Raw genomic sequence first — 18,335 nt, forward strand, 5'->3', positions numbered from 1 at the left:
CTCGGCCCCCGTTTTTTGTTGCGGGGCGGGGCGCTTTCGTCAAGGCTGGTGCCAAGGAGGCCCCCATGAAACGTTCCGAGATTAACGAGATCATCCGCGACGCGGATCGCTTCATCCAATCCTTTGGCTATATTTTGCCGCCCTTTGCCTATTGGTCCCCGGCGGAAATGCAGGCCCGGCGCGATGAGATTGAGGGGATCGTTTCGGCTCGGCTGGGCTGGGATATCACCGATTACGGGCAGGGGGATTTTGCCAATCTGGGGCTGTTCCTATTCACCACCCGCAACGGGCGGGCGGAAGATTTGGCGCGTGGCTCGGGCATGTGTTACGCCGAAAAGATCATGATTTCGCGGCACAATCAGATTTCGCCCATGCATCGGCATGTGGTGAAGGCGGAAGATATTATCAACCGCGGCGGGGCTACACTGGCGATTGAGATGTTTTCATCGGATGCCGCGGGGCGGATTGATCCGGAGGCCGAGGTTGTGGTGGCCTGCGATGGGCTTACCAAACGGTTGGGCCCGGGCGAGGTGCTGTATCTATCGCCCGGCGAAAGTGTGACCTTGATGCCCGGCAATTGGCACAAGTTTTGGGGCGAGGGCGGCGATGTGCTGATTGGCGAGGTCTCGACCGTCAATGACGACCGCACCGACAATATCTTCCAAGAGCAGATCGGGCGCTTTGCCGAGATCGAGGAAGATGAAGACCCGCTTTACTTGCTGGTGTCGGATTACGAGGCTTGGTTGGGGTAAAGTGCGGTCGGCCCGGGCTGGTCGCCCGGGCCAATAGGTTTACCGCCCCAAAACCCCGCCCAAACGGGCGTGGCGGTTGACGTCTTTGTAAAGCAGGTAGCGGAACGGGCCGGGCCCGGCGGCGTAACACGCCTGCGGGCAATAGGCGCGGAGCCACATGAAATCGCCTGCCTCCACCTCGACCCAATCGCGGTTGAGTTTGTAGACCGCCTTGCCTTCAAGCACGTAAAGCCCGTGCTCCATCACATGGGTTTCTTCAAACGGAATGAGCCCACCGGGTTGGAAAGTGACGATATTCACATGCATGTCGTGGCGCAGATCGGTCGGGTCGACAAAGCGCGTGGTGGCCCAGCGGCCTTGGGTGTCGGGCATCGCCACCGGGGTGATTTCGCGTTCATTCGTCACGAAAGCCTCGGGCGCATCCATCCCCGCAACCGGTTCATAACGCTTGCGAATCCAGTGAAAACGCAAGGGATGATCGGCCCCATTTTTCACCGCCCAGTCACAGCCCGGCGGAATATAGGCATAGCCGCCTGCCGAGAGTTCATGTTCCTGCCCATCCAGTGACAGCCACATTTCCCCGCCGGTGATGAACAGCACATGCTCCACGCCCGCTTCGGTTTCGGGGCTGTCCGAACCGCCATCGGCGCCCACTTCCATCACATATTGGCTGAAGGTTTCCGAAAAACCGGTCATCGGGCGGGCGATGAGCCACATTTTCGTTTCGCTCCAACCGGGTAGGAAGCTGGTCACAATGTCCGAAAAGCAGCCCTTCGGGATCACCGCATAGGCCTCGGTAAAGACCGCGCGGCCCGTCATCAGCGCGGTTTGCGGCGGCAGCCCGCCGGGGGGGGTGTAATAATCGCTCATGCGAAAACCTCTTTCAGGCGATGCCAGGCGATGCGCTCCACTTGCGCGCAGGCCTCGGCAAATTCGGTGGCGCGGTCGTTTTCGATCCGGCGTTGGAAGGCGGCGAGGATTGTGGCCTTGGTGTTGTCTTTCACAGCGATGATGAAGGGAAAGCCGAATTTCGCGGTATACGCGGCATTCAACTCCTCAAAGGTCGTGCGTTCGTCATCCGTCAGCGCATCCAGCCCGGCAGAGGCTTGCTCGGCGGTGCTTTCTGCGGTCAGCCGTTTGGCTTGGGCAAGCTTGCCCGCAAGGTCCGGGTGGGCTTGCAACACGGCCAAGCGCTTGTCTTCGGGCGCGGCGCGAAAGGCCCGGGCCAGCGCGCTCGCCACACCTTCGTGGCAATCGTGCGCGGGGCCAAGCTCCAACCCATGCGCGACCTCGGCCACCCAAGGGGAATGTTCGTAAATGCCGCCAAAGGCTTGGACAAAATCCGCTTGGCTCATTTCGCTGGGGCGGTTGAGCGCTTTGGGCGGATGGGTTGCGGCCCAATGGGCGGCAATCTCGCCGCGCGTGGCAAACCAAACGCCTTCATGGCTGCGCGCATAGTCCAAGAACCGCTTCAGGCCAGCCACTTTGCCGGGGCGGCCAATCAGCCGACAATGCAGCCCGATCGAGAACATCTTCGCCGCGCCCGCTTCGCCCTCGGCATAAAGCGTATCAAAGGCGTCGCGCAGATAGGTGAAGAACTGCTCACCCTCAATATAGCCCGGCGCCGTGGCAAAGCGCATATCATTGGCTTCCAGCGTATAGGGGATGATCAGTTGATCGCGGTCACCGACGCGCTTCCAATAGGGAAGATCATCGTCATACGTGTCTGAAATCCAGTCAAACCCGCCTTCTTCGGCGGTGAGCCGCACGGTGTTGAAGGAACAGCGCCCCGTATACCAGCCGCGCGGGCGCTCGCCCACCACTTCGGTATGCAGCCGGATCGCCTCGGCAATCTGGCGGCGCTCTTCGTCTTCGGGCATGTCGCGGTGCTCGACCCATTTCAGCCCATGGCTGGCAATCTCCCAGCCTGCGGCTTTCATCGCGGCCACCTGTTCGGGGCTGCGGGCAAGCGCGGTCGCCACACCGTAAATGGTGATCGGCAGGCCCATCGCGGTGAACAGGCGATGCAGCCGCCAAAAGCCCGCGCGCGCGCCGTATTCGTAAATCGATTCCATATTCCAATGGCGCTGGTCGGGCCATTGCGCGGCGCCTGCGATATCGCTCAGAAACGCTTCAGAGGCCGCATCGCCATGCGCCACGCAGTTTTCGCCGCCCTCTTCATAGTTCAGAACCAGTGAAATCGCGACTTTTGCGCCCCCCGGCCATTGCGCATTGGGGGGATTGGCGCCGTAGCCGCGCATGTCTCTGTCATATCGGGTCATTCTTATCTCCACGGCAACCGCTTGCCGTGGCAAGAATTTCAGGTTTTTCTCGGAAAGGAAATCGGCAGTTGCGCGGGCGGCGCAACAAGAGGGAGACGACAATGGCGGGATATCTGACAACGCATGCGCTTGATACCGCACGGGGCTGCCCGGCGGCAGGGCTGCGGATCGTGCTGCGCCGGATCACCGAGGCGGGGGCGGAGGTTCTGGCCGAAGCGGTAACCAATGCCGATGGGCGCACAGATGCACCGATCCTGCCCGAGGGGCAATTTGCCTGCGGCACGTATGAGTTGATGTTTCACGCGGGCGATTATCTGCGCGAAAGCTGGCAAGGCGGGGCGGAGCCGATGTTTTTAGACGTGGTGCCCATTCGCTTTGGGATCAATGACGCAGGGGCACATTATCATGTGCCCCTGCTTTTGTCGCCTTACGGCTATTCGACCTATCGCGGCAGCTGACGCGGCTTAGAAATCTTCCCAGTTGTCTTCGGCGGGCGTGGATTTCACCGCCACAGCGGTCAGGCCACCGCCTCCGGCACGCCGTGCCGGCGCAGGCGGCGGCGGAGCGGGGGCTTTGTTCGCCGGGGCTTTGTTTGCCGGTGCGGCGGCTTTGGCGGGCTCTGCCTTCGAAGCCGCAGGCGCTGGGGCTTTGGCGGCAACAGGGGCCGCAGATATGGTTTTGGGCGTGCTCAGATGCGTGCCCAGCTTGAACCGGCCCATCGTCGTTGACAGCCCATCGGCCTCGCGCACAAGCGATTGGCTTGCGGCCGAGGTTTCCTCGAACATCGCGGCATTGTGCTGGGTCACCTGATCCAGCTGGGTGATCGCGGTGTTGACCTCGCTCAGGCCGGTCGATTGTTCGGTGGTCGAGGCAGTGATGTCGGACATGAAGGTAACGATCTTGCCGACCGAGCCTTGGATGCCCTCAAGCGCATTGCCCGCTTGCCCCACCAGATCCACGCCGCGTTTGACCTGCGCCGAGCTATCGGAGATGAGCGCAGCGATCTCGCGCGCGGCTTCCGACGAACGCTGCGCCAGCGCGCGCACTTCCGAGGCAACCACGGCAAAACCGCGCCCGGCCTCGCCCGCGCGGGCGGCCTCGACCCCGGCGTTCAGCGCCAGAAGGTTGGTCTGGAACGAGATTTCTTCGATCACCGAGGTGATTTTCGAAATCTTGTTGGAGCTTTCGGCGATTTCGCCCATCGCCTGCACCGCTTCGCGCACCACTTGGCCGCTTTCTTCGGTGTTGCGGCGCGCATTATCGACCATGTCATTGGCTTTGAGCGTGCGTTCCGCCGCCGATTTGACCGAGGCGGTCAGTTCGTTCAGTGCGGCGGCCGTTTCTTCCAGCGTCGCGGCCTGTTGTTCGGTACGGCGCGACAAATCCTCTGCGGCGCGCGAAATCCCGCCCGTTTCGGTGTGGATCGTTTCGGAATTTTCCAGCACCATCTGCATCGCATCGCGCAGCTTGCCGGTGGCTTCGTTGAAATCGAGCCGCAGGGTTTCGTAATCGCCCGGGAAGGCCTCGGTGATTTTGTGCGTCAGATCGCCGTCCGACAGCGCGCTGAGCGCGGCGCGCAGCTTTTCGACCACTTGGCGCTGTTCGGCCACGATGCGTTCGCGTTCGGCTTGGTTGCGGGCTTCGCGCGCTTCGATTTCGGTGACATCGGCGCCGATACCGATCACGCGCTGAATTTTACCATTGCGGTCGCGCACCGGGGTCATCGCGCCGTTCAGCATCACCTCGCCCGTCGGCATCGCGACCTTGATCCGGCCGATCACGTTTTCGCCGCGCGCGAGCACCTCAAACGCCGGCTCCCCGGTCGAGGCAACCCAGATCGCCTGCGCGAAATCCTGCCCGATCAACTCGGATTCTTCCATCTGCGTCATCATGCACATGGCGACATTGGCGGCGGTCAATTCACCATTGGGGGTGAATTCCACGCGCAATTGGGTCGCGTCGATCGCCTCGGTCGTGGCGGCGTTGCGTTTTTCTTCGGTGACGTTTTTCCATTCCACCGCATAGCCGAGGATCGTGCCATCGGCATCCGGGATCACTGCCATCGACAGCGCATAGAACCCCCGACCGATCTGAAACTCGCCCGACATCGGCATGTTGTCGGGGGTGAGCGCCATATGTTGCTTCGAGCCTTCGCGGTGGAAATAGGTGAAGGGGCGCCCAACCAGCGTTTCGGGGGCGAAATCCGGTTTGACCGCGCGGAAATCGGTAATGTTTTCTTCGAACATCTGCAAAAGCGCCGGGTTCGTAGCTTTCACCTTGCCGTCGCCATCCAGCAGCATCATCGCCGCCGAAGAATAGTTGTAGGCGGCGCCACGGAACAGACCTTCGCGGCTTTCTTCCTCGGAGCGGGCCAGCTTATTGCGGAAGGATTCGAGCGATTGCGCGATTTTGCCGATTTCATCCTTGCCCTTGGTTTCGGGCACCTGCGTTTGCAGCGCACCATTGGCAATCGAGGCCATGGCCGAAGTGATTCGCGCCAGCCGGGTGGCGATCATCGCGCGGAACACCAAAGAGGTGGCCACAAGCGCCACGACCAGAATCGAAATCGCCACGATCAGGCTGTGGCGCGTCGAGGCCGAAATTGCCGCCACCGTCGGGTCATCGGACCAGGTCGAGGCAAAATAGCCAACCACGCTGCCATTGGGCAGTTTCACCGGATGGATCAGCGTCAGCATGTCGTCGGAATAGGCTTCCGCGCCCGAGGCGATCGATTCTTGGATCAGCGCATGCATCGGTGCCAGATCGGACTCATTGATCACATAGCTGGCCAATTCGTTGCCTGCGGCATCGGTGGCGATCATGCCATTCGACGGGTTCGAGGGATCATCGATCACCGAGGTGAAGATTTGCCCGATCCGTTCGCCATCGCCAAAGCGGATCGGCGCCACGAGTTGCTTGCCGATGATCTCGCTGGAGCCATGCGCCTGATCGCGCAATTGTTCCATTGCGATATCGGTGGTGGCGCGCAGGTTGAAAAGCGTCATCGCAACCACGATGGTCGAAGCCGATAACAGCACCACAAGGGCGGCGCGGAAGAAACTGGAGTTCAAGAACGGGACGGATCCGGTCGATTTGGCGCTCATCGCGGGCCTCATATACTGGTTATTCGATCATTTCGGCGTTGAGGCCGACGGTCATGGCGCCAATCGGCGCGCCGGTTTCGGGGTCGGTGACGGTGAAAGAGGCCTGCACCTGATAGGTTTGCGAGGATTCGTCGAATTCGACCGCGCTGACATGCACGGCATCGGCGCCCACGAGATAGGTTTCTTGGAATTTCGCCTCGTCGCCCTGCCAGAAGTCCGAGGTGGGACGGGCTTGCGCAACGTTCAGGCCTTGGTGGTCGGTGACAAAAATCTCGGAGAACCGCCCGCGCGAGCTATCGACCTTGTCGCGTAGCCAAAGCGATACCGGCAGCGCCAGAATCGCATCAACCATCGGTTGCTCTGCATTGTCGATCTCTGCCCGCCAGGTTTGGTCCAGCGCGTCGATCTCTTCTTGGGGAAGCATGCCGCGTTCGGCATTGGCGGACTGCACCGCATCGATCAGCGCGGGGTCATCGCCCCAAGCACGCAGTTCTTTTTCGACTGTGGCCGTCACCTGCGCCGAAAAATCTTCGGCCAGTGCGGGCGCCGCCACGAGGATCAGCGCAAGGGAGAAGAGACGGGTCTTCATGCAGTTGCTCCGCTAGGGGGAGCGCACTCCCCATGTAGATTTGCCGCACAATTTACGGGCCAACCCTTTACGCCGCGTGAATCATCAAGAATCATTCCAAATCGCGCCGGGCATGCGGTTTTGGCTGTGCCGCCCTTGCAGGGGGTGCGTGGCAACACTAAGACTCAAGTAAGCATCTCGCGCTAAGGCTGTGCGGGTAACACGAGGAGAGGCAGCAGATGAAAGATCCGGTCGACCTTTATATGAACACGCTCGTGCCAATGGTGGTCGAGCAAACCTCGCGCGGCGAGCGGGCCTATGACATCTTCTCGCGCCTGCTTAAGGAGCGGATCATCTTCTTGGCGGGCCCGTTTCACGACGGCATGTCGAGCCTGATCTGCGCGCAGCTTCTGTTCCTTGAAGCGGAAAACCCGTCGAAAGAGATTTCGATGTATATCAACAGCCCCGGCGGTGTCGTGACCTCGGGGCTGGCGATCTATGACACGATGCAATACATTCGCCCGAAGGTCTCGACCTTGGTCATTGGCCAAGCCGCCTCGATGGGGTCGGTGATTTCTTGCGCGGGCGAGAAGGGGATGCGCTTTTCGCTGCCCAATTCGCGGATCATGGTGCACCAGCCCTCGGGCGGGTTCCAAGGTCAGGCGACCGATATCATAATCCACGCGCGCGAAACCGAAAAGATTCGCAAACGCCTTTATGAAATCTATGTGAAGCATACTGGCCGCACGATGGAAGAAGTCGGCGAGGCGCTGGAGCGCGACCGTTTCATGTCGCCCGAAGAGGCGCTGGAATGGGGCCATATCGATGAAATCTTGGCCGCGCGCCCGGGCCTTGAAGGTGAAAAGTGAGACGCGACCCCCGGTCCGTGACGGTATGGCCTTAACCGGGCCGGGGAATTTGCGATTGAGAACAGCGCGGGGCTGTCCTAGACTTTGCGAAAGGACAGTCCACCACAGCCCGTTTGGGGCATTTTGAGGATGACGATGGCGAACAATCAAGGCTCCGACAGCAAGAACACGCTCTACTGTTCGTTCTGCGGCAAGAGCCAGCATGAGGTGCGCAAACTCATCGCCGGCCCGACGGTGTTCATCTGCGACGAATGTGTCGAGCTGTGCATGGACATCATCCGCGAGGAAACCAAGACCACCGGTCTGAAATCCACCGATGGTGTGCCCACCCCGCGCGATATTGCCAAAGTGCTTGATGACTATGTGATCGGGCAGATGCATGCCAAGCGCGTGCTCGCCGTTGCGGTGCACAACCACTATAAGCGGCTCAACCACGCCTCGAAACAGGATGTGGAACTGGCGAAGTCGAACATCTTGCTGATCGGTCCGACCGGTTGCGGGAAAACGCTGCTGGCGCAGACGCTGGCGCGGATTCTGGATGTGCCTTTCACCATGGCCGATGCGACCACGTTGACCGAGGCGGGCTATGTGGGCGAGGATGTCGAGAATATCATTCTCAAGCTGTTGCAGGCCTCGGAATATAACGTCGAACGCGCGCAGCGCGGCATCGTCTATATCGACGAGGTCGACAAGATCACCCGCAAGTCGGACAATCCTTCGATCACCCGCGATGTGTCGGGCGAGGGCGTGCAGCAGGCGCTGCTCAAGATCATGGAGGGCACGGTCGCTTCGGTGCCGCCGCAAGGCGGGCGTAAGCATCCGCAGCAGGAATTCCTGCAAGTGGATACGACCAACATCCTGTTCATCTGTGGCGGCGCGTTTGCGGGCTTGGATCGAATCATCGCACAACGCGGCAAAGGCTCCGCGATGGGCTTTGGCGCCGATGTGAAAGACCCCGATGCACGCGGTGCAGGCGATCTGTTCAAAGAGCTTGAGCCGGAAGATCTGCTGAAATTCGGTCTGATCCCGGAATTCGTGGGCCGTCTGCCGGTCATCGCCACGCTCGAGGATCTCGATGAGGCGGCGCTGGTCACCATTTTGACCGAGCCGAAAAACGCGCTGGTGAAGCAATATCAGCGTCTCTTCGAGATTGAAGACGTGAAGCTGACCTTCACCCCCGATGCGCTGCATGCGATCGCCACCCGCGCGATCCAGCGCAAGACCGGGGCGCGGGGTCTGCGCTCGATTCTAGAAGACATCTTGCTTGATACGATGTTTGAACTGCCGGGCATGGAAAACGTCCAAGAGGTGGTGGTCAACGAAGAGGCGGTGGAAGCAGGGGCCGCGGCCAAACCGCTTCTGATCTATGCCGATGAGGCGCAAAAAGAGCCGAAATCGGCCGGTTGATCCGCGCAAGATGGGCTAAGGGGCGGGGAAACCCGCCCTTTGTTTTTGCCACCCGCGCGAAGGGCTGGACGTAAATGTCGCACCCGCTATAAGGGGGGCAACTGCTGGGAGAGAGATCATGAAATTCCTGCTGCGCCTGCTGACCTGGTGGAACGACCAGACGCTTGGCACCCAGATCTACACCGCCCGCAATGGCGTGAAGGTCGGTGAAGATGCCGAGGGCAACCGCTATTATCAAAGCAAAGACGGCAAGCGCCGCTGGGTGATTTACAATGGCGAATGCCAAGCCAGCCGTATTCCGCCCGATTGGCATGGCTGGATGCACCACACTTGGGACGAACCGCCGACCGACAAGCCGCTGGTGCACAAGGATTGGGAATTGCCGCATCAGGAAAACCAGACCGGGTTGGCCTCGGCCTATATCCCGCCGGGGTCGCTGCGCCGTGCTGCGCCGGTCGAGCGGCGTGACTATGAGGCATGGCAGCCGGAATGATCCGGCGACAGGATCTGTAACATGAGCGAAAATCGCGTCGAAGTACTGACCGGGGCGGCTGTTTTGGCCGTGGCGGTCGGCTTTTTTGTTTGGGCCGGGCAGGGCCACGGGCTGAGCACCGGGGGGGGCAGCTATCCGCTGACCGCCTCATTCCGTTCGGTCGAGGGGATCAGCCTTGGCACTGATGTGCGGATGGCCGGGGTCAAGATCGGCTCGGTCACCGATATCGCGCTGAACACGCAGACCTTTTTCGCCGATACGACCTTTACCGTGAAAGACGGTGTCGAGATCCCCGAGGATTCGCAAATCCTTGTCGCCTCTGAGGGGCTGCTGGGCGGGGCCTTTGTCGAGATTTTGCCCGGGGGAAGCCTTGTGAACCTTGGCCCCGGCGAAGAGATCATCGACACGCAAGGCGCGGTTTCGACGCTGGGTCTGTTGATGAAATTCGCAGGCGGCGGGTCGGAGGGCGGTGAATGATCCGCAAGGCCCTGACGGCAGTGCTGCTTTCGGCCTCGGCTGTCTGCGCGCAAGAGGCGCCAGACGGGTTGGCCGATGCGCCGGGGGCGTTTCTGCGGGGGCTGGACAAGGTGGCGGGTGCCGCCTCTGACATTACGCTTTCGGTGGGGCAGGTGGCGCCATATGGCTCGCTTGCGGTGCGGCTGGAGGCGTGCCGCTACCCGGCCGAAGACCCGGCTTCCAACGCCTATGCCTTTTTGCATATCACCGACACGATGATTGGCGAGGTCGTGTTTGAAGGCTGGATGATCGCCCAGAACCCCGCGCTTTCGGCGCTGGACCATCAGCGCTACGATGTCTGGGTTTTGCGCTGCAACACCGACTGAACGGTTGGAATTTCGGGCACGGTGAAATCGGCGCGAAGCTGTAGCGCCTCGGCCAGCCGCTGCCGGTAGATCGCACGGGGAATTTCCACGCCCCCCATGCTTTTGAGATGCGGTGTCAGATATTGCGTGTCAAACAGCACAAAGCCAGCCCGCAGCAGCCGGTCCACCGTGTAGGCAAGCGCGATCTTGGAGGCATTGCGGCGGCGCGAAAACATGCTTTCGCCAAAGAAGGCCCCGCCCAGTGTCAGCCCAAAGATTCCGCCCACCAGCGTCTCGCCTTCCCAGACCTCTAGCGCATGCGCGACCCCCAGCGCGTGCAGCGCGTCGTAGAGCTCAAACAGGGTGTCATTGATCCATGTCTCGTCGCGGTCTGCGCAGCCCTCGACCACGGCGCGAAACGCGGTATTTGTGCGAATTGTATAAGGCATGCGGCGCATTTCGCGCGCAAGCGAGCGTGAAATGTGGAGATTGTGCAAGGGGATGATGCCGCGCAGGCGTGGTTCGAACCAGTGCAGCTCTTCGGAATCGCGCGCACTGGCCATCGGAAAGATGCCCTGCGCATAGGCCGAGATCAAAAGGTCCGGGCTGAGCTTCACCGCCATTTGTTGCCAATTGTCACCGTTGCCCCTAGTCTTCCCGGAATAGACAGGAAAAAGCGGCAATGCCATGGGATTTTTCGATTTTCTGCAAGGTCTCGACCGTTATGCCGAGGATAAATCGGGCATCAAGCGGCTCAATTTGCGCCATGAGTATTTGATCGAGCCGATCCGGAAGGACTTGCAGGGCGCGCGGGTTTTGGACCTTGCGGCGCATGATGGGCGTTGGTCCTATGCCTTTGCCGCGGCGGGCGCGCGCGAAGTGGTGGGGATCGAGGGGCGCCCGCATCTGGTGGAGCGGTTTCAGCAATTCCCCGAGGGGCTGGCGAAAGATCGGGTCAAGCTGCGCGTCGGCGATATTTTCGACGGGATGGAAGCCGATCTGAAAGCCGGCGAGCAGTATGACGTGATCGGGGTGCTGGGCATCTTCTATCACATCATGGATCATTTTCGGCTGCTGCAATTGGCGACGCGGTTTCGGCCCAAGCTGATTGTCATCGATAGCGAATTCGCGTTGCGCCCCGGTCAGGTGATCATGCTGGTGCGCGAAGATCCGGCCAAGGATCTCAATGCGCTGCCGCAGGCCGAAGGGCAGGAAAAGGCGCTGATCGGCATTCCAAGCGCCACGGCGCTGGAGGCGATGGCCGATGTGTTGGGCTACAGTCTGAACTGGGCGGATTGGCAAAAGGTGCCCCAAGGCAAGCGCGGGCCGGTGTTCGATTATTTCCGACCCGAAACGAAACGCCGCGATACCGCCTATTTGCGCCCGAAAGCTTAAGATGAAACGCTCAGAAAAACGCCCCCTTGCGGGGGCGTTTTCGTTATCCGTAGGTGCGGTCGAGCCATTTCTCGAGCCAGTGGATCGAGTAATCGCCGCCCAGAATATCGGGCTCTTCGAGCAATTGCCGAAACAGCGGGATCGTGGTGTCCACGCCATCGACGATCAATTCCCCCAGCGCCCGGTTGAGCCGCGCCAGCGCCTCTTGCCGGTTTTGGCCATGCACGATCAGCTTACCAATCAAGCTGTCGTAATAAGGCGGGATGCGATAGCCGTCATAAAGCGCGGAATCGATCCGCACGCCAAGCCCGCCGGGGGCATGGTATTGCGTGATCTTGCCGGGGCAGGGCGCGAAATTCGGCAGCCGCTCGGCATTGATGCGCACTTCGATCGCATGACCGCGCAATTGCAGGTCTTCTTGACGGAATTCCATTTCCTCGCCGGCGGCGACGCGGATTTGTTCACGCACCAGATCGACGCCGAAAATCCCTTCGGTCACCGGGTGTTCCACCTGCAGGCGGGTGTTCATCTCGATGAAGTAGAATTCGCCATCTTCGAACAGGAATTCGATCGTGCCCGCGCCCGAATAGCCCAGTTCGCCCATTGCATTGGCGCAGATCATGCCGATCCGGTCGCGTTGCTCGGGGGTGATGCAGGGGCCGGGGGCTTCTTCGAAGACTTTTTGGTGGCGGCGTTGGAGCGAGCAATCGCGTTCGCCCAAATGGACGGCGCGGCCCCGGCCATCGCCAAACACCTGCACTTCGATGTGACGCGGCTTTTGGAGATATTTCTCCATATAGACTTCGTCATTGCCGAAAGCGGCCTTGGCTTCAGACCGCGCGGTGCGGAATGCCATTTCGATTTCATCGGCATTCAGCGCGACTTTCATGCCGCGCCCACCGCCGCCCGCGGTGGCCTTGATGATCACCGGATAGCCAATCTCGGCGGCGATTTTCTTGGCCGCTTCCACATCGGGCACGCCGCCATCCGAGCCGGGCACCACCGGGATGCCCAGCTTCTTGGCCGTTTCCTTGGCGGTGATCTTATCGCCCATGATGCGGATATGTTCCGCTTTGGGGCCGATGAAGGCGATCCCGTGATCTTCGAGCACCTGCACAAAGGTGGCGTTCTCCGACAGGAAGCCATAGCCGGGGTGAATCGCTTGCGCGCCGGTGATTTCACAGGCGGCGACGATTGCCGGGATCGACAGATAGCTTTCCGACGAGGGGTTGGGCCCGATGCAGACGCTTTCATCGGCCATGCGGACATGCATCGCATCGGCATCGGCGACCGAATGCACCGCGACCGAGGCGATCCCCATCTCACGGGCGGCCCGGATCACGCGCAGCGCAATCTCGCCCCGGTTGGCGATCAGGATCTTGTCGAACATCTGGGCCTCACTCGACGATCATCAGGGGCGCGCCGAATTCGACGGGCGCGCCATCGTCGACGAGAATGCGTTTCACCGTGCCCGATTTCGGGGCGGGGATGTGGTTCATCGTCTTCATGGCTTCGACGATCAGCAGGGTTTGGCCTTCTTTGACCGCATCGCCCACCTTCACAAAGGCCGAGGCGCCCGGTTCTGGGGCCAGATAAGCGGTGCCGACCATGGGCGAGGTGACGGCGCCGGGATGGCTGGCCGGATCATCGCTTGCGGGGGCGGCCGCTGCGGGCGCAGCCGTCGGGGCCGACGCGGGGGCGGCGGCGGCCGGTGCGGGCGCATAGGCGGGGGCCGGCGCCGCAACGACGGTGGCCTGCTTCATCACGCGCACCTCAAGGCTGTCGTCTTCGCCATATTCCCGCACCACCGAGATTTCGGTGAGTTCGTTCTGGTTCAGAAGCTCCGCCAGCGCCTGAATGAAGGCGACGTCGTTCTCGTGCGATTGTTTGGTCATGCGGTCCTCGAGGTCTCTCGGTATGCCGCGGATCGGGCCAGCGGCGCATCTTCACTGGCTGCTTATACGCGAGCCATGCGAGGGAGGAAAGCGCGAACGGATGACGCAGGGGAACTGAGCTGATCGGGCGCGGCCCGATGCCCTAGCGGGACGCGACGGGCACAGATACGACCAGACAAACGCCACCGGCCGCACGATCAGGCGATCGGCGGCACAAACGGCTGGGGCCGGGCGGTTGGGCCCGGAGGTGCACGGCAGGCACCGCGCCACGGGTGGGCGGTGGTGGGGTGAGGGGCGCGGCGGCTGGCGCCGCGCTATCGGGTCACATCAAGATGCGGCTCGGTGGTCTGCGCACTGGCTTGCCAGCCTTTCGCGGTGTCCGGCGTCGCCGGCGCTTCCGGCGCGGCGGACTCGTCCGGCAGGCGGGCATCGGTGCTGTCCTCGGTCTGTGCCGCTTCGGCTTCGGCAGGCGCATCTGCCGCGTCCGTTTCCGGCGTGACGTCTGGCGCTTCGGTGTCCGATTTGGCGCGCGGCGGCGCGTGCAGTTCGGCCGCTTTTGCTTCAAGCGGTGTCACGTCGAAGGTCGGCGGAGGGCCAGTCGGCGCGTCCGGGTCGGGCGCAGCCGCGGTGCGGCTTTGCGCAAGCACGGCGGTTTCCATCGCAACGTCGCGGCTGCGGGCTTGCAGTTCAACGATCCGTTGCGCTTGCGAGCCGCTGTCGACATTTGCGCCAAGCCCCGAATTCGTGTTCGCGGCATTCGCGGATGGCTCTACCGTCGTGGCAGGTGCCTTTTTCGGTGGCGCCACGGCAAGCAGCGGCGTCCATCCTGTTTGAGGCATAAGCCCCGATATGCGGTCCATTCCCCACTCTCCTCATTACTGAACCCCCAACATGAAGGATGCGCCTGCCAGGTTACCCAAATGTTACTTTTTTGCGGTTTCCTGTGGCAGGGTTAATGGTCGACCCCGTCCGGCGCGGCTTTCTTTTCAAGGGGTTGGCGCTGCCGCAGGTCCAAATGAAAACGGCGCCCGCGGGGCGCCGTTTGCCATTTTTGCGTTTCGTGCTGGACGGCACGGATCAATGCGACATCAGGATCGGCACTTCGGCCTGTTCCAGCATGTTGCGCGTTGCGCCCCCCAGAATCGCTTCGCGGAAGCGCGAATGGCCGTAGGCGCCCATCACCACCATCTGCGCAGAGGTATCGCGCACATGGCGGTTGATCACATCGGAAATGCGCGGCAGCGTCTTGGCCAGCACCGAAACCTCGACCTTGACGCCATGCCGGGCCAACCATTGGCTAAGCTGCCCGCCGGGGTCGGACCGTTCAGGCCCATGCGCGGGCGGGTCGATCACGGTGATATCGACCAGTTGCGCGGTTTGCAGCAGCGGCAGCGCCTTGCGGATCGCGTTTATCGCTTCGTTCGACTGATTCCATGCCACCACCACACGGCGCGGCGTCAGCGAGATCACCTGACCATCGGGCACGATCAGCGCGGGCGCTTGCCCTTCGAACAGTGCGGCTTCGACCGCCGCCTCCAGTTCCTGCCCGCGCCCGGTGCCATAAGGGTGGCCCATCACCACCAGATCGGCAAAGCGCGCGCGCAGCCCCACAACGGTCGCAATCGCGCCGATCTGGGCCACGACGGCCTCGGTGCTCCAGCGGATATCCTCTTTGCACAGGCGGTCATTGACGGCTTTTTCCGTCTCGCGCGCTTCTTCTTGCGCCCGATCGAGAACTTCTTGCTGCACGAAGGCCGTTGCTCCGGCATAATAATAGCCAGTTTGGGTGCGATCGACGCCCAGACACAGCACCTCAAGGTGCGCATCCTCGGCGCGGGCGACCGCCACGGCCGAGTCAATTTGTCCGTGCGCCTGTGAGACGTCCGTCACAATCGTCAAAACCGTTTTATAGGCCATATACTGCCCCCTGAATGCGGTAATTTTGGTAATCTGTAGCGATTCGAATGGCTTTGCGCATTGACGAGGATCAAGGCGCCGCTTTACAGCCGCTGGGCATGCTGTCATCGTGCGACGAAAGAACGCACCAGCCTGTCAAGAAATTGATCGAAATCAAAGCGGGTGTCATACCCTAAAATCACAAGAGAAAAGTCGAGAACCTTACGCCCCGACCGACTCGGCGCGGGACGGAAGAACAAAAAGACGAAGGGACGCATAATATGTGGGATTACATCAAGCTGATCGCGCTTGGTCTCGCGGCGGCTGTAGCTGCATACGCAGCCAGTCAGGCGCGGGACCTGCCGTATATGGTGAACATGATCCAGGCCATGCTGGCCGCGGTCATCGCGTTCATCTGGATACTGCGCACAATGGGGGACCCCAAGCCCTCGAACACCGAATATTGCGACGGCGTGATCCGCGCCGGCGTCATCGCAACGACCTTCTGGGGCGTGGTCGGCTTCCTTGTGGCCGTGATCATCGCTTTCCAGCTCGCCTTCCCGCAACTCAACCTAGAGTTCGGCAATGGCATGCTCAATTTCGGGCGTCTGCGTCCGCTGCACACCTCGGCGGTGATTTTCGCCTTTGGGGGCAACGCGCTGATCGCCTCGGCCTTCTATGTTGTGCAACGCACCTCGGCGGCGCGTCTGTTCGGCGGCAATTCGCTGGGCTGGTTCGTGTTCTGGGGTTGGCAGCTCATCATCGTGATGGCGGCGTCTTCCTACCTGCTCGGCGGCTCGCAAGGTAAAGAATATGCCGAGATGAACTGGCACATCGACCTGTGGATCACCGTGGTCTGGGTAGCCTATCTGATCGCCTTCCTCGGCACGATCTTCAAGCGCAAGGAACCCCACATCTATGTGGCGAACTGGTTCTATCTGTCCTTCATCGTGACCATCGCGATGCTGCACCTGATCAACAACCTCGCCATTCCGGTGTCGATCTTCGGCTCCAAATCGGTGTCGGTGATGTCGGGTGTGCAAGATGCGATGACGCAATGGTGGTATGGCCACAACGCCGTGGGCTTCTTCCTGACCGCGGGCTTCTTGGGCATGATGTATTACTTCGTGCCGAAACAAGCCGAGCGTCCCGTCTATTCCTACAAGTTGTCGATCGTGCACTTCTGGGCGCTGATCTTCCTCTACATCTGGGCCGGTCCGCACCACCTGCACTATACCGCGCTGCCTGACTGGGCCTCGACGCTGGGCATGGTGATGTCGGTGATCCTGTGGATGCCGTCTTGGGGCGGTATGATCAACGGCCTGATGACGCTTTCGGGCGCGTGGGACAAGCTGCGCACCGATCCGGTGATCCGGATGATGGTTGTGTCCATCGGCTTTTACGGCATGTCGACCTTTGAAGGTCCGATGATGTCGATCAAGGCCGTGAACTCGCTCAGCCACTACACCGACTGGACCATTGGCCACGTGCACTCTGGTGCGCTCGGCTGGAACGGCATGATCACCTTCGGCATGCTGTACTTCCTGACGCCGCGCCTGTGGGGCCGTTCGGGGCTTTATTCGCTCAAGCTGGTCAGCTGGCATTTCTGGCTCGCCACCATCGGGATCGTTCTTTACGCGTCCTCAATGTGGGTGACCGGGATCATGGAAGGCCTGATGTGGCGTGAAGTCGACAGCCAAGGCTTCCTTGTGAACGCCTTTGCCGACACCGTGGCCGCGAAACTGCCCATGTATGTCGTGCGCGGCAGCGGCGGGGTGCTTTACCTGCTGGGCGGCATCATCATGGCCTACAACCTCTGGGCCACCGTGGCCAAACAACCGAAAACGACCGAAGCTTCGGTCGCGGTCCCGGCGGAATAAGGAGAAACGCAGATGGCAATTCTGGACAAACACCACGTTCTGGAAAAGAACGCGACGCTGCTGCTGATCTTCTCGTTCCTCGTCGTGACCATTGGCGGGATCGTCGAGATCGCGCCGCTGTTCTACCTCGAAAACACGATCGAGAAGGTGGAGGGCATTCGTCCCTACACCCCGCTCGAACTCACCGGGCGCGATATCTACATCCGCGAGGGCTGCTATGTCTGCCACTCGCAGATGATCCGTCCGATGCGCGACGAGGTGGAGCGTTACGGTCACTATTCGCTTGCGGCGGAATCGATGTATGACCACCCGTTCCAGTGGGGCTCGAAGCGGACGGGGCCCGACCTCGCCCGCGTCGGTGGCCGTTACTCGGACAAGTGGCATGTCGATCACCTGACCGATCCGCAATCGGTGGTGCCCGAGTCGGTGATGCCGAGCTACAGCTACCTGTCGCATGTGCCGCTGGACAGCACCTACATCGAAGACCGTCTTGCGACGGATGCGATGGTGGGTGTGCCCTATACCTCGGAAATGATCGCAACGGCGAAAGCAGACTTCGTGTCTCAGGCGAACCCTGACGAAGACTACGATTCGCTGCTGGAGCATTACGGCGACAACGTCAACATCCGTAACTTTGATGGCCAGCCCGGCCTGACAGAGATGGATGCGCTGATCGCTTATCTGCAGGTGTTGGGGACGATGGTCGATTTCTCGACCTTCCAGCCCGTGGCCAGTCGCTAAGGAGAGTGGGGATGGACTATCATATCCTGCGTGAATTCGCCGATAGCTGGGCCGCTCTTGCGATGCTGCTCATGTTTCTCGGTGCCGTGTTCTGGGCGTTTCGTCCCGGTTCGCGCAGCACGCATGCCGATACGGCAAACATCCCTTTCCGGCATGAAGACAAACCCGCCGATCCCGATGCAGGCGACAGCCTGCGTCCGGACGACGGCGCCACGCGGTAAGGAGGCGTGGA

Annotated in this window: 20 protein-coding genes; 11 read left to right on the plus strand and 9 right to left on the minus strand. The window is 61.1% G+C overall.

Annotated features, from left to right (window positions below; all coding sequences use genetic code 11):
* Positions 1–65 precede the first annotated feature (65 nt).
* Entirely contained in the window at positions 66–752 is a 687-nt protein-coding gene (locus CKO11_RS02865; RefSeq protein ID WP_223632648.1) for a D-lyxose/D-mannose family sugar isomerase, read from the plus strand.
* Positions 753–791: 39 nt separating this feature from the next.
* Here the strand turns inward: CKO11_RS02865 and CKO11_RS02870 are convergent, their stop codons facing one another.
* Together CKO11_RS02870 and puuE are read right to left on the minus strand one after the other, a co-directional pair.
* A complete protein-coding gene (locus CKO11_RS02870; protein ID WP_223632651.1) occupies positions 792–1,622 on the minus strand; it encodes a bifunctional allantoicase/(S)-ureidoglycine aminohydrolase in 831 nt (276 codons plus the stop codon).
* Complete coding sequence (gene puuE, locus CKO11_RS02875; RefSeq protein WP_223632654.1) at positions 1,619–3,034, minus strand: allantoinase PuuE; 1,416 nt, start codon at positions 3,032–3,034, stop codon at positions 1,619–1,621. The genes CKO11_RS02870 and puuE overlap by 4 nt, the downstream gene beginning before the upstream one ends.
* A gap of 101 nt (positions 3,035–3,135) precedes the next feature.
* Here puuE and uraH point away from each other — a divergent pair, with 101 nt between their 5' ends.
* Positions 3,136–3,492: a hydroxyisourate hydrolase gene (uraH, locus tag CKO11_RS02880; RefSeq protein WP_223632657.1), complete on the plus strand. Its 357-nt coding sequence runs from the start codon at positions 3,136–3,138 to the stop codon at positions 3,490–3,492.
* Positions 3,493–3,498: 6 nt separating this feature from the next.
* Here the strand turns inward: uraH and CKO11_RS02885 are convergent, their stop codons facing one another.
* Complete coding sequence (locus CKO11_RS02885; RefSeq protein ID WP_223632660.1) at positions 3,499–6,138, minus strand: methyl-accepting chemotaxis protein; 2,640 nt, start codon at positions 6,136–6,138, stop codon at positions 3,499–3,501.
* Positions 6,139–6,157: 19 nt separating this feature from the next.
* On the minus strand, positions 6,158–6,727 hold the full coding sequence (locus tag CKO11_RS02890; RefSeq protein WP_223632663.1) for a hypothetical protein: 570 nt from the start codon (positions 6,725–6,727) through the stop codon (positions 6,158–6,160).
* A gap of 218 nt (positions 6,728–6,945) precedes the next feature.
* On the opposite strand from CKO11_RS02890, the gene CKO11_RS02895 reads away from it, so the two are divergent.
* The 5 genes from CKO11_RS02895 (at position 6,946) to CKO11_RS02915 (ending at position 10,317) form a co-directional block, all read left to right on the plus strand.
* Positions 6,946–7,575, plus strand: a complete 630-nt coding sequence (locus CKO11_RS02895; protein ID WP_223632665.1) for an ATP-dependent Clp protease proteolytic subunit — start codon at positions 6,946–6,948, stop codon at positions 7,573–7,575.
* 135 nt (positions 7,576–7,710) lie between these two features.
* A complete protein-coding gene (clpX, locus tag CKO11_RS02900) occupies positions 7,711–8,982 on the plus strand; it encodes an ATP-dependent Clp protease ATP-binding subunit ClpX (protein WP_223632667.1) in 1,272 nt (423 codons plus the stop codon).
* A gap of 118 nt (positions 8,983–9,100) precedes the next feature.
* Entirely contained in the window at positions 9,101–9,475 is a 375-nt protein-coding gene (locus tag CKO11_RS02905; protein WP_223632671.1) for an NADH:ubiquinone oxidoreductase subunit NDUFA12, read from the plus strand.
* A 21-nt stretch (positions 9,476–9,496) separates the two neighbouring features.
* On the plus strand, positions 9,497–9,952 hold the full coding sequence (locus tag CKO11_RS02910; protein ID WP_223632675.1) for an outer membrane lipid asymmetry maintenance protein MlaD: 456 nt from the start codon (positions 9,497–9,499) through the stop codon (positions 9,950–9,952).
* The gene (locus CKO11_RS02915; protein WP_223632678.1) at positions 9,949–10,317 is read left to right on the plus strand and encodes a DUF2155 domain-containing protein; all 369 of its coding nucleotides are present in this window, start codon (positions 9,949–9,951) and stop codon (positions 10,315–10,317) included. The genes CKO11_RS02910 and CKO11_RS02915 overlap by 4 nt, the downstream gene beginning before the upstream one ends.
* On the opposite strand, the gene aat is transcribed toward CKO11_RS02915, so the two are convergent.
* On the minus strand, positions 10,281–10,919 hold the full coding sequence (gene aat / locus CKO11_RS02920; protein ID WP_223633061.1) for a leucyl/phenylalanyl-tRNA--protein transferase: 639 nt from the start codon (positions 10,917–10,919) through the stop codon (positions 10,281–10,283). The two genes, CKO11_RS02915 and aat, sit on opposite strands and share 37 nt — an antisense overlap.
* 64 nt (positions 10,920–10,983) lie before the next feature.
* Between aat and CKO11_RS02925 the strand changes: the two genes are divergently transcribed.
* A complete protein-coding gene (locus tag CKO11_RS02925) occupies positions 10,984–11,691 on the plus strand; it encodes a class I SAM-dependent methyltransferase (protein WP_223632680.1) in 708 nt (235 codons plus the stop codon).
* 43 nt (positions 11,692–11,734) lie between these two features.
* On the opposite strand, the gene accC is transcribed toward CKO11_RS02925, so the two are convergent.
* The 4 genes from accC to CKO11_RS02945 all read right to left on the minus strand — a co-directional run bounded on the left by accC (position 11,735) and on the right by CKO11_RS02945 (position 15,503).
* Positions 11,735–13,081: an acetyl-CoA carboxylase biotin carboxylase subunit gene (accC, locus tag CKO11_RS02930; RefSeq protein WP_223632682.1), complete on the minus strand. Its 1,347-nt coding sequence runs from the start codon at positions 13,079–13,081 to the stop codon at positions 11,735–11,737.
* A 7-nt stretch (positions 13,082–13,088) separates the two neighbouring features.
* The gene (accB, locus tag CKO11_RS02935) at positions 13,089–13,586 is read right to left on the minus strand and encodes an acetyl-CoA carboxylase biotin carboxyl carrier protein (RefSeq protein WP_223632683.1); all 498 of its coding nucleotides are present in this window, start codon (positions 13,584–13,586) and stop codon (positions 13,089–13,091) included.
* A gap of 314 nt (positions 13,587–13,900) precedes the next feature.
* Entirely contained in the window at positions 13,901–14,446 is a 546-nt protein-coding gene (locus tag CKO11_RS02940; protein ID WP_223632686.1) for a hypothetical protein, read from the minus strand.
* Positions 14,447–14,663: 217 nt separating this feature from the next.
* Positions 14,664–15,503, minus strand: coding sequence for a universal stress protein (locus tag CKO11_RS02945; RefSeq protein WP_223632689.1), 840 nt, complete (start codon positions 15,501–15,503; stop codon positions 14,664–14,666).
* A gap of 260 nt (positions 15,504–15,763) precedes the next feature.
* On the opposite strand from CKO11_RS02945, the gene ccoN reads away from it, so the two are divergent.
* From ccoN to CKO11_RS02960, 3 genes are read left to right on the plus strand one after another with little or no spacing between them, the layout of a single operon-like run.
* A complete protein-coding gene (gene ccoN / locus CKO11_RS02950) occupies positions 15,764–17,362 on the plus strand; it encodes a cytochrome-c oxidase, cbb3-type subunit I (RefSeq protein WP_223632692.1) in 1,599 nt (532 codons plus the stop codon).
* Positions 17,363–17,374: 12 nt separating this feature from the next.
* Entirely contained in the window at positions 17,375–18,103 is a 729-nt protein-coding gene (gene ccoO, locus CKO11_RS02955) for a cytochrome-c oxidase, cbb3-type subunit II (RefSeq protein WP_223632694.1), read from the plus strand.
* 11 nt (positions 18,104–18,114) lie between these two features.
* Positions 18,115–18,324 (plus strand): cbb3-type cytochrome c oxidase subunit 3, encoded by a 210-nt coding sequence (locus CKO11_RS02960; protein WP_223632696.1) that lies wholly within the window; start codon positions 18,115–18,117, stop codon positions 18,322–18,324.
* The last annotated feature ends 11 nt before the right edge of the window (positions 18,325–18,335 follow it).

It is taken from the genome of Rhodobacter sp. TJ_12, assembly GCF_020023995.1.
GTDB lineage: Bacteria > Pseudomonadota > Alphaproteobacteria > Rhodobacterales > Rhodobacteraceae > Rhodobacter.

Bases quoted from the DNA above. Each gene is read 5' to 3' on its own strand.
- ccoN (WP_223632692.1), top strand. From the start codon at position 15,764: ATGTGGGATTACATCAAGCTGATCGCGCTTGGTCTCGCGGCGGCTGTA.
- CKO11_RS02945 (WP_223632689.1), bottom strand. From the start codon at position 15,503: ATGGCCTATAAAACGGTTTTGACGATTGTGACGGACGTCTCACAGGCG.
- CKO11_RS02885 (WP_223632660.1), bottom strand. From the start codon at position 6,138: ATGAGCGCCAAATCGACCGGATCCGTCCCGTTCTTGAACTCCAGTTTC.
- accC (WP_223632682.1), bottom strand. From the start codon at position 13,081: ATGTTCGACAAGATCCTGATCGCCAACCGGGGCGAGATTGCGCTGCGC.
- ccoO (WP_223632694.1), top strand. From the start codon at position 17,375: ATGGCAATTCTGGACAAACACCACGTTCTGGAAAAGAACGCGACGCTG.
- CKO11_RS02925 (WP_223632680.1), top strand. From the start codon at position 10,984: ATGGGATTTTTCGATTTTCTGCAAGGTCTCGACCGTTATGCCGAGGAT.
- aat (WP_223633061.1), bottom strand. From the start codon at position 10,919: ATGGCGGTGAAGCTCAGCCCGGACCTTTTGATCTCGGCCTATGCGCAG.
- puuE (WP_223632654.1), bottom strand. From the start codon at position 3,034: ATGACCCGATATGACAGAGACATGCGCGGCTACGGCGCCAATCCCCCC.
- accB (WP_223632683.1), bottom strand. From the start codon at position 13,586: ATGACCAAACAATCGCACGAGAACGACGTCGCCTTCATTCAGGCGCTG.
- CKO11_RS02960 (WP_223632696.1), top strand. From the start codon at position 18,115: ATGGACTATCATATCCTGCGTGAATTCGCCGATAGCTGGGCCGCTCTT.
- clpX (WP_223632667.1), top strand. From the start codon at position 7,711: ATGGCGAACAATCAAGGCTCCGACAGCAAGAACACGCTCTACTGTTCG.
- CKO11_RS02890 (WP_223632663.1), bottom strand. From the start codon at position 6,727: ATGAAGACCCGTCTCTTCTCCCTTGCGCTGATCCTCGTGGCGGCGCCC.
- CKO11_RS02915 (WP_223632678.1), top strand. From the start codon at position 9,949: ATGATCCGCAAGGCCCTGACGGCAGTGCTGCTTTCGGCCTCGGCTGTC.
- CKO11_RS02910 (WP_223632675.1), top strand. From the start codon at position 9,497: ATGAGCGAAAATCGCGTCGAAGTACTGACCGGGGCGGCTGTTTTGGCC.
- CKO11_RS02895 (WP_223632665.1), top strand. From the start codon at position 6,946: ATGAAAGATCCGGTCGACCTTTATATGAACACGCTCGTGCCAATGGTG.
- uraH (WP_223632657.1), top strand. From the start codon at position 3,136: ATGGCGGGATATCTGACAACGCATGCGCTTGATACCGCACGGGGCTGC.
- CKO11_RS02865 (WP_223632648.1), top strand. From the start codon at position 66: ATGAAACGTTCCGAGATTAACGAGATCATCCGCGACGCGGATCGCTTC.
- CKO11_RS02870 (WP_223632651.1), bottom strand. From the start codon at position 1,622: ATGAGCGATTATTACACCCCCCCCGGCGGGCTGCCGCCGCAAACCGCG.
- CKO11_RS02905 (WP_223632671.1), top strand. From the start codon at position 9,101: ATGAAATTCCTGCTGCGCCTGCTGACCTGGTGGAACGACCAGACGCTT.
- CKO11_RS02940 (WP_223632686.1), bottom strand. From the start codon at position 14,446: ATGGACCGCATATCGGGGCTTATGCCTCAAACAGGATGGACGCCGCTG.